The organism is Lelliottia sp. EB106-05-01-XG201 (genome assembly GCF_058791735.1).
The window spans coordinates 296,106-308,499 of record NZ_JBYTDV010000001.1 but is presented as its reverse complement, the minus strand read 5'-3'; the positions used below and the strand labels follow the sequence as shown (position 1 = coordinate 308,499).

Annotated in this window: 10 protein-coding genes; 4 read left to right on the top strand and 6 right to left on the bottom strand. The window is 56.3% G+C overall.

Features of this window, described 5'->3' with window-relative positions:
- The first annotated feature begins 3 nt into the window (after positions 1 to 3).
- Positions 4 to 2,424 carry a glycerol-3-phosphate 1-O-acyltransferase PlsB gene (gene plsB, locus AC3WS9_RS01390; RefSeq protein ID WP_285150605.1) on the top strand — a complete coding sequence of 807 codons (2,421 nt, stop codon included), beginning with the start codon at positions 4 to 6 and terminating at the stop codon, positions 2,422 to 2,424.
- Positions 2,425 to 2,514: 90 nt separating this feature from the next.
- Here the strand turns inward: plsB and ubiA are convergent, their stop codons facing one another.
- The 5 genes from ubiA to malK all read right to left on the bottom strand — a co-directional run bounded on the left by ubiA (position 2,515) and on the right by malK (position 7,655).
- Positions 2,515 to 3,384, bottom strand: coding sequence for a 4-hydroxybenzoate octaprenyltransferase (gene ubiA / locus AC3WS9_RS01385; protein ID WP_282494837.1), 870 nt, complete (start codon positions 3,382 to 3,384; stop codon positions 2,515 to 2,517).
- A gap of 12 nt (positions 3,385 to 3,396) precedes the next feature.
- A complete protein-coding gene (ubiC, locus tag AC3WS9_RS01380) occupies positions 3,397 to 3,894 on the bottom strand; it encodes a chorismate lyase (protein ID WP_282494838.1) in 498 nt (165 codons plus the stop codon).
- A 182-nt stretch (positions 3,895 to 4,076) separates the two neighbouring features.
- Positions 4,077 to 5,036, bottom strand: a complete 960-nt coding sequence (malM, locus tag AC3WS9_RS01375) for a maltose operon protein MalM (protein ID WP_285150607.1) — start codon at positions 5,034 to 5,036, stop codon at positions 4,077 to 4,079.
- Positions 5,037 to 5,149: 113 nt separating this feature from the next.
- A complete protein-coding gene (locus AC3WS9_RS01370; protein ID WP_282494863.1) occupies positions 5,150 to 6,502 on the bottom strand; it encodes a maltoporin in 1,353 nt (450 codons plus the stop codon).
- A 43-nt stretch (positions 6,503 to 6,545) separates the two neighbouring features.
- Entirely contained in the window at positions 6,546 to 7,655 is a 1,110-nt protein-coding gene (gene malK, locus AC3WS9_RS01365; protein ID WP_100778069.1) for a maltose/maltodextrin ABC transporter ATP-binding protein MalK, read from the bottom strand.
- A gap of 368 nt (positions 7,656 to 8,023) precedes the next feature.
- On the opposite strand from malK, the gene malE reads away from it, so the two are divergent.
- From malE to malG, 3 genes are all read left to right on the top strand, one after another.
- A complete protein-coding gene (malE, locus tag AC3WS9_RS01360; protein WP_146052600.1) occupies positions 8,024 to 9,214 on the top strand; it encodes a maltose/maltodextrin ABC transporter substrate-binding protein MalE in 1,191 nt (396 codons plus the stop codon).
- A 117-nt stretch (positions 9,215 to 9,331) separates the two neighbouring features.
- Complete coding sequence (malF, locus tag AC3WS9_RS01355; protein WP_492486285.1) at positions 9,332 to 10,876, top strand: maltose ABC transporter permease MalF; 1,545 nt, start codon at positions 9,332 to 9,334, stop codon at positions 10,874 to 10,876.
- A 14-nt stretch (positions 10,877 to 10,890) separates the two neighbouring features.
- A complete protein-coding gene (gene malG / locus AC3WS9_RS01350; RefSeq protein ID WP_282494842.1) occupies positions 10,891 to 11,781 on the top strand; it encodes a maltose ABC transporter permease MalG in 891 nt (296 codons plus the stop codon).
- Between the two features lie 97 nt (positions 11,782 to 11,878).
- On the opposite strand, the gene psiE is transcribed toward malG, so the two are convergent.
- Complete coding sequence (psiE, locus tag AC3WS9_RS01345) at positions 11,879 to 12,289, bottom strand: phosphate-starvation-inducible protein PsiE (protein ID WP_095280319.1); 411 nt, start codon at positions 12,287 to 12,289, stop codon at positions 11,879 to 11,881.
- Positions 12,290 to 12,394 lie beyond the last annotated feature (105 nt).

Here is a 12,394-nt window from a genome sequence, read left to right as displayed (position 1 = left end):
TTTATGTCCGGCTGGCCACGAATTTACTACAAATTACTTAATTTACCATTAAGCGTCCTGGTAAAAAGTAAGTCTATCCCGGCGGAACCCGCGCTGGAATTAGGGCTCGATACCTCGCGCCCAATTATGTACGTTTTGCCTTATAACTCGAAGGCAGACTTACTGACGCTGCGCGCCCAGTGTCTGGCGCACGACTTACCCGATCCGCTCGAACCCCTTGAGGTCGACGGAACGCTGCTGCCGCGCTACGTGTTTATTCACGGCGGGCCGCGCGTGTTCACCTATTACACGCCGAAAGAAGAGTCGATTAAGCTATTCCATGACTATCTCGATCTGCACCGCAGCAACCCCAGCCTGGATGTCCAGATGGTGCCGGTGTCGGTGATGTTTGGTCGTCGTCCTGGACGTCAGAAAGGCGAAGAGAACCCGCCGCTGCGCATGCTGAATGGTATTCAGAAATTCTTTGCCGTCTCATGGCTGGGGCGCGACAGCTTTGTGCGTTTCTCCCCTTCCGTTTCGCTGCGCCGCATGGCGGATGAACACGGCACGGACAAGATTATTGCCCAGAAACTGGCTCGCGTGGCGCGTATGCACTTCGCCCGTCAGCGTCTGGCGGCCGTTGGCCCGCGTCTGCCTGCGCGTCAGGATCTGTTCAACAAACTGCTGGCCTCGAAAGCCATTGCTCGCGCCGTCGAAGACGAAGCGCGCAGCAAGAAAATCTCTCACGAGAAAGCCCAGCAGAACGCGATTGCCCTGATGGAAGAGATTGCGGCCAACTTCTCCTACGAGATGATCCGCCTCTCCGACCGTATCCTGAGCTTCACCTGGAACCGTCTCTATCAGGGGATTAACGTCCACAACGCCGAGCGCGTGCGCCAGCTGGCCCACGACGGCCACGAGATTGTCTATGTGCCTTGCCACCGCAGCCACATGGACTATCTGCTGCTGTCCTACGTCCTTTATCATCAGGGACTGGTGCCACCGCACATCGCCGCCGGTATCAACCTGAACTTCTGGCCAGCCGGCCCGATTTTCCGCCGTCTGGGTGCGTTCTTTATTCGTCGTACCTTCAAGGGCAACAAGCTCTACTCCACGGTGTTCCGCGAATATCTGGGCGAGCTGTTCAGCCGCGGCTATTCCGTTGAGTATTTCGTCGAAGGTGGCCGTTCTCGTACGGGCCGTCTGCTTGACCCGAAAACCGGCACCCTGTCGATGACCATTCAGGCGATGCTGCGCGGCGGTACGCGCCCTATTACGCTGGTGCCGATCTACATCGGTTACGAGCACGTGATGGAAGTGGGCACATACGCCAAAGAGCTGCGCGGCGCGACCAAAGAGAAAGAGAGCCTGCCTCAGATGCTGAAAGGCCTGAGCAAGCTGCGTAATCTCGGTCAGGGCTACGTCAACTTTGGCGAGCCGCTGCCGCTCATGACCTACCTGAATCAGCACGTTCCCGAGTGGCGCGAGTCTATCGACCCAATCGAAGCGATTCGCCCAGCCTGGCTGACGCCGACGGTGAATAACATCGCCGCCGATCTGATGGTGCGTATTAACAACGCCGGTGCAGCTAACGCCATGAACCTGTGCGTCACGGCGCTGCTGGCGTCTCGTCAGCGTTCACTGACGCGCGAACAGCTGACCGAGCAGCTCGATTGCTACCTGGACATTATGCGTAATGTCCCGTATTCCGCCGACTCTACCGTTCCATCTGCGACCGCCGGTCAGCTGATCGACCACGCGCTGCAGATGAACAAGTTCGAAGTCGAGAAAGATACGATCGGTGACATCATCATTCTGCCGCGCGAGCAGGCGGTGCTGATGACCTACTATCGCAACAACATCGCTCATATGCTGATGCTGCCGTCCCTGATGGCGGCGATCATCACTCAGCACCGCCGTATTTCCCGTCAGGAACTGCTGCGTCACGTTGAGACGCTCTATCCGATGCTGAAAGCCGAGCTGTTCCTGAGCTGGAGCAACGAAGAGCTGGCGATCGAGCTGGATAAACTGACCGCCGAGCTGCTACGTCAGGGTCTGATCGCGGTGAAAGACGATGAGCTGCATATCAATCCGTCGCGCTCCCGTACCCTGCAGCTGCTGGCCGCCGGTGCGCGCGAGACGTTGCAGCGCTACGCCATCACCTTCTGGCTGCTGAGCGCGAACCCGTCCATCAACCGTGGAACCCTGGAAAAAGAGAGCCGCACCCTGGCTCAGCGTCTGTCCGTGCTGCACGGCATTAACGCGCCAGAGTTCTTCGATAAAGCGGTGTTCAGCTCTCTGGTGCTGACGTTGCGTGATGAAGGCTATATCAGCGATACCGGCGATGCGGAACCTGAAGAGACGATGCGGGTTTACCAGATGCTGGCGGAGTTGATTACGTCTGATGTGCGTTTGACGATTGAGAGTGCGACGCAGGACGAGTAATAAAAAAGCCGGGTGGCGGCTTCGCCTTACCCGGCCTACGATTTAGCACAACATGTAGGCCCGGTAAGCGTAGCGCCACCGGGCTTTTTTTCAGGCAAAGTAACTCATCGCCAGCCCCAAAAACAGCACCAGGCCAACGTAGTTATTATTCAAAAATGCTTTGAAACAGGCTTCACGCTCGCGGTTGGCAATCAGCTTCTGCTGATACACAAACAGCATTCCCGCCACCAGCACCGACCAGTAAAACTCCCAGTTCAGGGCGTTCAGATAGCCAATCAGTACCATCAGCCCTAACACGGCGACCTGCAAAATTCCGATGATCAGCTTATCGTGACGACCAAACAGAATCGCCGTCGATTTGATGCCAATTTTCAGATCGTCATCGCGGTCCACCATGGCGTACTGTGTGTCATACGCCACGGCCCACAGGATGTTGGCGAGGAACATTAGCCAGCAGCTTAAGGGGACGGATTCGCTGACGGCGGCGAACGCCATCGGGATCGACCAGCCGAAGGCCGCGCCCAGCACCACCTGCGGCAGATGGGTATAGCGCTTCATAAACGGATAAACCCACGCCAGCGCCAGTGCCGCCACCGAGAGCAAAATCGTCATGGTGTTAAGCGTTAAGACCAGCAGGAAAGCGAGTAATACCAGCACCACAAACAGCGTGCGGGCCTCTTTCTCCGAGACCTGGCCGCTCGGCATCGGGCGGTTAGCGGTGCGTTTCACGTGACCGTCAAATTTGCGGTCGGCATAATCGTTCACCACACAGCCCGCAGCACGCATCAGCCAGACGCCGGCCACAAACACCGCCAGGATCCACAGCGGCGGCAAACCTGGGGTGGCAACCCACAGCGCCCATAGCGTTGGCCACAGCAGCAAAAAAGTGCCGATGGGTTTATCGGTGCGCATCAAGCGGTGAAAAGCCAGCAGCTTGTCCTGCGTCAGACTCCACTCCATTTTCAAATCCTCTTAGTACAACGGCGATGCAGGCAAAAAGAGTTCTGTCAGCATGAGCGGCTTGCCGCTTAAGCGCAGGCGGGAACGGCGTCCCCACAGGTCTGCATCGCGACCAATCTCAATAAAATCACGGGTGAGCTCAGACGACGTGAAAAGATAACGTCCCAGCGGGGTTTTGCCCAACTGTTGCAGCGCCAGCTCCGGGCCGCACAGGGTCGATTCCGGGACCACCGTCCGCCCGGCAAGCCAGGGTTCACCGTCGGCGCAGAGTAAAATCTCGCGCAGCCAGTAGCGCTCCTCTTTCGGCAGCAGCGGCAGTTCACTGGCGACGTCTTCAGGCGCGACAAAGCCTTCCTGAATCAGCGTGACCGTGACTTTTTTCCCCTGCTGCTCAAAGCGTTTCGTCATGGAATCTTCCAGCAGCAGCCAGTCCAGCTGTTCCGGGTCAAGCGCGGGGATGTGTTCAAAATAGCGCAGCGCACGCAGTTGCGTTAGCGCAGGGTGTGACATGCCAGACTCTCCGATACATAACGTCTGGCTATTGTATCGCAGAAAAGCAGATTGGGGGCGGCCAAACGCGGTTTAGCGATCATTATCGCAACAGGGGTGCAACAGCTTTTTGCCGCACAAAAAAAAGTGCGCCCACTCAGGCGCACTAAACTACTGACAAAATCAGCACTGTGGGGAGACGGTCACCCCTTGCCTTTTACACTGCTGATAAAGGTGGAACGGGCAGTGGTCGAACCTAAACGCTCAGCTTCATCAAGCAGCTTCAGCGCTTTGTCTACATCGCCGCGATCAACTGCCTCTTTGATGGCGCGATTGAAGTAACTTTCGGTGTCATTCAGCATCGGTTCGGCTTTCTTCGCCGGAGCAGGCGCCGGTGCCGGGGCAGCAGCAGGTGCAGCGGCGACCGGTGCGGCATAGGCCGGAGCCGGAGCGGCGGTGTTACCCACGGTCACAGGGCCAGGGCCGGATGAGCCAAACAGTGGGCCGACCAGCACGCTGGAGGCAGAGGAAGTGCTCACTTTCAGTTTCAGGGTGCCGTCCGTGGTGTGACGCGCTTTCGGGTCCGGAATATCCGGTACCGCATTACCCGTGCCTTTGGCGTAGGCTTTGGCCGGGTCCACCAGCGTCGTGGTCTGGGTGAGATCCTGCGGCGTAGTGAAGACCAGCACATAAATTTTCTGCTGACCCAGCGCAGGCGTCAGGCGCATCACCCCTTCCAGGCGATCGGCGCTCATCACGCCCGGTTCCTGATAGGTGAAGTAGCTGCTCGGGAAGAACGCCGATGGCGTCATGTTCTGATCCAGAATCAGCACGTTCGGTGCGAAGACGTTCGTTTGTTTGTCGACGATGCTGGTCAGCGTCAGGTTCAGCTCACCAATGTTCGCCGGGATACTCCAGGCCGCGACCGGACCGGAAATGCCGGGAACATTCAGCTGCTGGCCGCTGGCAGAAAGATCGGTGCTTTGGGTTTTAGACTGGTCGACAGGCGTCCAGACCAGCTGTTGCAGCGCAGAAGCCGGGATGGCCGGGGCCGCCGTGGTGTTCTGCGGGACGAAATTGACATCGGCAAAACTGACTGCCGGTACGCTTGCCAGCAGGCCAGCGGTCAGGCAGAGGGCAACGAGACTTTTGTTCATTTTCATTTTATCACCTCAGATATCAAGCGTTGCGGTGGCCAGGCAATAGCGCGCGACGCTTAAATCAGAGGGGCTTGCGCCCCTCCTTTGTTTAGCCATTACGTGAGATTAAGGGCGGATTACCACCAGATTTCCATCTGAGCACCGAAGCTCCACTCGTCGGTATCACCGCGGCCCAGGCCAGCAGTCTGCATACCGAAGTTAGAGTTGTACTTAGAGTTAGTGGAAATTGGGCTACCGGAAGTGTCATAACCCCACTTCTCATCCCACTTCGCGTAGGTTGCGAAGACGCGGATTGCCGGACGGGACCAGATGCTGTCGCCCGCCTGCCACTGTTGCGCCAGGGTGATTTTGTACTGGTTGTTTTTGTCGCCGGTGTTCTGGGATTTGACGTTGTCGTAGCCCACTTCCAGCAAGGTACTCATGATTGGCGTCCATTTGTACATTGGGCGCACACCCACGGTGTACCATTTGGTGCCGTTGCCGTTATCCCAGTCGATGTCCTGGTACATACCGACGTACATCAGGTCCCAGCTGTCGCCCAGGGAGATTGCGCCGTGGTCGAGGATACGCAGCAGGTGGCCGTTGTTGTTGATGCCGTAGGCATACAGTTTGCCATCGGTGTCGTCATTACCCAGACCAATGCCCGCGCCCTGAGACAGGCCTTTACCCTGCGAGGTCATGGAGTCGGTGGCGTACTGAACTACAAATTTGTTAAAGCCTTTCAGCATGCTCTGGGTATGTTCTGCGGTGAACATCCAGCCATCTTTAGAGGCATTTGGCTGCAGGTAGTAATCGTCGTTTACGTTGGTGTGACCGTAGTCAACGCCCAGTTCCAGCGTGCCGCCTGGGTTGATTTCCATCTGCGCTAAACGCACGTCGAAGACGTCGTTCGCGGTCTCAGTGGTGAAATCACGCACGTTGTTGCTGGCGAAGGTAGAAGAACCGCCCGCTTCAGTCGAACGGGTCACCGCCATGGAGAGTTTACCAAAGCCGAGATCCACGTTTTCCAGACCTGCACCCGGGCCGGAGATATCCCAGTAGTAGAAGTCGATCATATGAACGTCATGACGCTGATAGAAGCGCTTACCGGCCCACATGGTGGAACCTGGCAGCCATTCAATCAGGTTTTTACCCTGCACGTTGGCTTCACGGAAGGCTGGGTCAGTGGCTTCCCAGTCGTTCTGCTGTGCAACGGAGTACGCGACGTTGGTGTCGAAGTAGAAGCTCTTATCGCCTTCTTTCCACACTTCCTGGCCCAGTTTCAGCTCAGCGTAAGTTTCACATTCGTTACCAAGACGGTATTTACTTTGTGCACCCGTTGCCTGGAAGCACTGTTGCGCGCCGCCGCTACCGGTCCAGCCGATACCCGAACGGGCGTAACCTTTAAAATCGACGGCACCCGCGTGAGCAGACAAAATGCCTGCTGTCACGGCGATTGCCAGTGGAAGTTTGCGCAGAGTAATCATTATTCTATCTCCTGAGATCATTGCTTTTCTTTTATATTTGGAATGCTTAAACGCCTGGCTCTTTATGCAGCCGACGACATGCAGTGCCATCCTCTCGGAACAGATGGCAACGCTCTGGCGGCAAACCGATAGCGAATGTGGCACCCTCTTCTACCAACACCACGTCGTTCTGGCGGTAAACCAGGTTCTGACGGATGGCGGGGATCTGGATATGAATCTGTGTTTCGTGACCAAGTTGTTCGACGACCTGCACTTCACCTTCCAGCGTCACATCGGCGATCTGACTTGGCAGTAAATGTTCAGGACGAATACCCAGGGACATGTTTGCCCCGACCTGTACGTTAGCGCTGTCCACTGGCAGCCAAATCTGCTGACGGTTCGGCAGTTCCACCTGTACCTGTTCGATAGCCGTTGCGGTCACTTTCACCGGCAGGAAGTTCATCTTCGGCGAGCCAATAAAGCCCGCAACGAAGCGGTCAGCCGGGTAGTGATACAGCTCCAGCGGTTTCCCCACCTGCGCGACGCGACCGGCGTCCAGCACCACGATTTTGTCGGCCAGCGTCATCGCTTCGACCTGATCGTGGGTGACGTAGACCATCGTGCGGCCAAGGCGTTTGTGCAGACGGGAGATTTCAATACGCATCTGAACGCGCAGGGCAGCGTCCAGGTTAGAGAGGGGTTCATCGAGCAGGAACACGCGCGGTTCCGCCACCAGCGTACGGCCAATCGCCACGCGCTGACGCTGTCCACCGGAGAGCGCTTTCGGTTTACGCTCCAGCAGGTGTGCCAGCTGCAGCACTTCCGCCACCTGAGTGACGCGCTGATTAATCACATCTTTTTTCGCCCCGGCCAGTTTCAGGCCAAAGGACATGTTTTCGGCAACAGAGAGATGGGGATAGAGCGCATAAGACTGGAAGACCATGCCGACGCCGCGTTCGGCGGGCGGGATATCGTTCATGCGGGTTTCACCAATAAACAGATCGCCACTGGTGATGGTTTCAAGTCCAGCAATCATACGCAGCAGTGTTGACTTACCGCAGCCTGATGGGCCCACAAACACCACGAATTCACCTTCGTGGATGTCGAGATTGATGTCTTTAGACACCACTACGTCGCCCCAGGCTTTCGTTACATTCCGCAGCTGTACGCTCGCCATGCCCTTCTCCCTCGTTACAACCTGTCACCGACAGAAACATTCAACATAAGTTCACTATGGGGTATCGATAACTTCTGCAAATCCTCCACCCCCTGCCTTTTTGATGGGGGAGGAGGCGGGAGGATGAGATAACCGGTTCTGCCACCGCGCCGGGCGGGCTCTGGGGAATTTCGTGATGCAGGCTGCAATATTCAGTGGGCTTTTATGTGCGCCATGACTCATAACTTAAATTTATGCAACGCAGATCACACAACGCGGGGGTGGGGCGTAGACCCAAGGAGGATGGAAAGAGGATGTCATATAAGGAAACTGAGTGACGTTGAACCACCTCAATATCCACGAGCACATCACCAAAAAGGATGGCAGATATGAAGATCAAGACTGGCGCACGCGTTTTCGCATTGTCCGCCCTGGCAGCAATGATGATTTCCGCACCGGCTCTCGCCAAAATTGAAGAAGGTAAGCTGGTTATCTGGATTAACGGCGACAAAGGCTATAACGGCCTGGCCGAAGTGGGTAAGAAATTCGAAAAAGACACCGGCATCAAAGTCACCGTTGAACACCCTGACAAACTGGAAGAGAAATTCCCTCAGGTCGCGGCAACGGGCGATGGCCCGGACATCATCTTCTGGGCGCATGACCGTTTCGGCGGCTACGCGCAGTCTGGCCTGCTGGCGGAAGTCTCCCCGGATAAAGCGTTCCAGGACAAACTGTTCCCGTTCACCTGGGACGCCGTGCGTTACAACGGTAAGCTGATCGCCTATCCGGTGGCCGTTGAAGCCCTGTCTCTTATTTACAACAAAGACCTCGTACCGAACCCGCCAAAATCCTGGGAAGAGATCCCGGCTCTGGATAAAGAGCTGAAGGCGAAAGGTAAGAGCGCGCTGATGTTCAACCTGCAAGAACCGTACTTCACCTGGCCGCTGATCGCTGCCGATGGCGGGTATGCCTTCAAGTTTGAAAACGGCAAATACGACGTGAAAGATGTGGGCGTGGACAGCGCGGGCGCGAAAGCGGGCCTGGGCTTCCTGGTGGATCTCATCAAGAACAAACACATGAACGCGGATACCGATTACTCGATTGCGGAAGCGGCGTTCAACAAAGGCGAAACCGCGATGACCATCAACGGTCCGTGGGCCTGGTCTAACATCGATAAGAGCAAAATCAACTACGGCGTGACCCTGCTGCCAACCTTCAAAGGCAAGCCGTCTAAACCGTTCGTTGGCGTGCTGAGCGCAGGTATCAACGCCGCCAGCCCGAACAAAGAGCTGGCGAAAGAGTTCCTCGAAAACTACCTCCTGACCGATCAGGGTCTGGATGAAGTGAACAAGGACAAACCGCTGGGTGCCGTCGCGCTGAAATCCTTCCAGGATACGCTGGCGAAAGACCCACGCATTGCGGCCACCATGGATAACGCCCAGAAAGGCGAAATCATGCCGAACATCCCGCAAATGGCGGCGTTCTGGTATGCCACTCGTACGGCGGTGATCAACGCAGCAAGCGGTCGTCAGACTGTCGATGCGGCACTGAAAGACGCGCAAGGTCGTATTACGAAGTAAGCAATATGGCGGGTGACGCGCAGCGATCCCGCCCTACTACTACGGCTCAAACCGTAGGTCAGGTCAGCGTAGCGCCACCTGACAATAAGTTTTCACCGCTGTTGAGGAAGATTCCCCATGGATATCATTAAAAAGAAACACTGGTGGCAAAGCGACACGCTGAAATGGTCAGTGATAGGTCTGCTGGGCTTACTGGTGGGATACCTTGTTGTTTTAATGTATGTGCAGGGGGAGTACCTGTTCGCCATCATGACGCTGATTTTGAGCTCAGTTGGCCTCTATATTTTCGCCAATCGTAAAGCCTATGCCTGGCGCTATGTCTATCCGGGCGTGGCCGGGATGGGGCTGTTCGTCCTGTTCCCGCTGATCTGTACTATCGCAATCGCCTTTACCAACTACAGCAGTACCAACCAGCTCGCGCAGGAACGCGCCGAACAGGTGTTGATGGACCGTTCTTATCAGGCCGGTAAAACCTTTAACTTTGGTTTATACCCGGCGGGTGACGAGTGGAAACTGGCCCTGACCGATGAAGGGACCGGTAAAAATTATCTCTCCGACGCCTTCAAATTTGGCGGCGAGCAGAAGCTGACTCTGAAAGAAGCCAGCGCCCTGCCGGAAGGCGAGCGCGCGAATCTGCGTATCATCACCCAGAACCGCCAGGCGCTGACCCAGCTGACGGCGATCCTGCCGGACGAAAGCAAAGTGATCATGAGCTCCCTGCGCCAGTTCTCCGGCACGCGGCCGCTCTACACCAAAGCCGATGACGGCACGCTGACCAACAATCAGAGCGGTGTGAAATACCGTCCGAACAACGAGATCGGTTTCTACCAGTCTATCAATGCCGACGGCAACTGGGGCGATGACAAACTCAGCCCAGGCTACACGGTCACTATCGGCTGGGACAACTTCACCCGCGTTTTCACCGACGAAGGGATTCAGAAGCCGTTCTTCGCGATCTTCGTCTGGACGGTGGTCTTCTCGGTGCTGACGGTGATTTTAACCGTCGCGGTCGGGATGGTGCTGGCGTGCGTGGTGCAGTGGGAATCCCTCAAGGGCAAAGCCGTTTACCGCGTGCTGTTGATCCTGCCGTACGCCGTGCCGTCGTTTATCTCGATTCTGATTTTCAAAGGGTTGTTCAACCAGAGCTTCGGTGAAATCAACATGATGCTCGGCGCGCTGTTTGGCATCAAACCGGCCTGGTTCAGCGACCCGACCACCGCCCGCAGCATGATTATCATCGTCAACACCTGGCTCGGGTATCCGTACATGATGATCCTGTGCATGGGCCTGCTGAAAGCGATTCCGGACGATCTGTACGAAGCCTCGGCGATGGACGGTGCAGGTCCGTTCCAGAACTTCTTTAAGATTACGCTTCCGCTGCTGATCAAGCCGCTGACGCCGCTGATGATTGCCAGCTTCGCCTTTAACTTTAACAACTTCGTACTGATTCAGCTGCTGACCAACGGCAGCCCGGACCGCCTCGGCACCACCACGCCCGCCGGTTATACGGACCTGTTAGTGAGCTACACCTATCGCATCGCCTTCGAAGGCGGCGGCGGTCAGGACTTCGGGCTGGCGGCCGCAATTGCCACCCTGATCTTCCTGCTGGTCGGCGCGCTGGCGATTGTGAACCTGAAAGCCACACGAATGAAATTTGACTAAGGAGGGCACTCACTATGGCTATGGTACAACCCAAATCTCAGAAACTGCGCCTCCTGGTGACGCACTTAGGGCTGTTGATTTTTATCGCCGCTATCATGTTCCCACTGCTGATGGTGATCGCCATCTCTCTGCGCGAAGGGAACTTCGCGACGGGTAGCCTGATCCCGGACCAGATCTCCTGGGAGCACTGGAAGCTGGCGCTGGGCTTTAGCGTCGAGCACGCCGACGGTCGCGTGACGCCGCCGCCGTTCCCGGTGCTGCTGTGGCTGTGGAACTCGATCAAAGTGGCTGGCATTACCGCCATCGGGATTGTGGCGCTCTCCACCACCTGCGCTTACGCCTTTGCCCGTATGCGTTTCCCGGGTAAAGCGACGCTGCTGAAAAGCATGCTGATTTTCCAGATGTTCCCGGCGGTACTGTCCCTGGTGGCGTTGTACGCGTTGTTTGACCGTCTCGGCCAGTACGTGCCGTTTATCGGTCTGAACACCCACGGCGGGGTGATTTTCGCCTACATGGGCGGGATCGCGCTGCACGTATGGACGATTAAGGGCTATTTCGAAACCATCGACGGGTCGCTGGAAGAAGCAGCGGCGCTGGATGGGGCTACGCCGTGGCAGGCTTTCCGCCTGGTGCTGTTGCCGCTGTCGGTGCCGATTCTGGCGGTGGTCTTTATTCTGTCGTTCATCGCGGCTATTACCGAAGTCCCGGTCGCATCGCTGCTGCTGCGTGATGTGAATAGCTACACGCTGGCCGTGGGTATGCAGCAATATCTCAACCCGCAAAACTACCTGTGGGGCGACTTTGCCGCAGCCGCTGTACTCTCTGCTATCCCGATCACCGTGGTGTTCCTGCTGGCTCAGCGCTGGCTGGTCAACGGCCTCACGGCGGGCGGTGTAAAAGGTTAAGTTTCATCGTGTTATGCCACTGCAACCCTCAACTTTGACGTAATGTATTGACCCTAACTTGTGACTGTTGTTTGGCGCTCCCCGGAGCGCCATTTTTTTATTCGCGTTTCAGCCGCTTAGAGTTGCACAGCCAGAGGGTAATGACCAACAGCAGGATCGCCGCCGAGTAGATCAGCACGTCGAGAGGAGACTTATGATCGACGATGATCAGCCGCACTATCGCGGTGATCCCGATATAGACAAAGTAACGCAGCGGGAAGTGAAAGCCAGACTGAAAGTACTTCACAATCAGGGCGATAAATTCGAAGTAGAGAAAGTAGACCACCAGTCCTTCAACCAGCTCGTATTTGCTGGTTTGTTCAGGGGCGAACAGCACATCCGCCAGATGTACCGTCTCTTTGCCGAGAAAGACGACCAGTATCAGGCCAAGGCTCAACAGACCGAGGCTCAGCACGGTCTGGAGGACCATTGAGATAAACTCAACGCGCGGGCGAGTCAGGGATGTCATACAGCACCTCATTCTCTGGAGCGAAGTACCTGTATAACGCAAAAATGTGACGGAGATCTATATTTTTTGTTTATGTTTTGTGCAACCGAGCACAATCGCCCGGTG

Excerpts from the sequence above, each read along its gene's own strand:
- malM (WP_285150607.1), bottom strand. The coding sequence starts at position 5,036 with ATGAAAATGAACAAAAGTCTCGTTGCCCTCTGCCTGACCGCTGGCCTG.
- malG (WP_282494842.1), top strand. The coding sequence starts at position 10,891 with ATGGCTATGGTACAACCCAAATCTCAGAAACTGCGCCTCCTGGTGACG.
- malK (WP_100778069.1), bottom strand. The coding sequence starts at position 7,655 with ATGGCGAGCGTACAGCTGCGGAATGTAACGAAAGCCTGGGGCGACGTA.
- malF (WP_492486285.1), top strand. The coding sequence starts at position 9,332 with ATGGATATCATTAAAAAGAAACACTGGTGGCAAAGCGACACGCTGAAA.
- ubiA (WP_282494837.1), bottom strand. The coding sequence starts at position 3,384 with ATGGAGTGGAGTCTGACGCAGGACAAGCTGCTGGCTTTTCACCGCTTG.
- ubiC (WP_282494838.1), bottom strand. The coding sequence starts at position 3,894 with ATGTCACACCCTGCGCTAACGCAACTGCGTGCGCTGCGCTATTTTGAA.
- psiE (WP_095280319.1), bottom strand. The coding sequence starts at position 12,289 with ATGACATCCCTGACTCGCCCGCGCGTTGAGTTTATCTCAATGGTCCTC.
- plsB (WP_285150605.1), top strand. The coding sequence starts at position 4 with ATGTCCGGCTGGCCACGAATTTACTACAAATTACTTAATTTACCATTA.
- malE (WP_146052600.1), top strand. The coding sequence starts at position 8,024 with ATGAAGATCAAGACTGGCGCACGCGTTTTCGCATTGTCCGCCCTGGCA.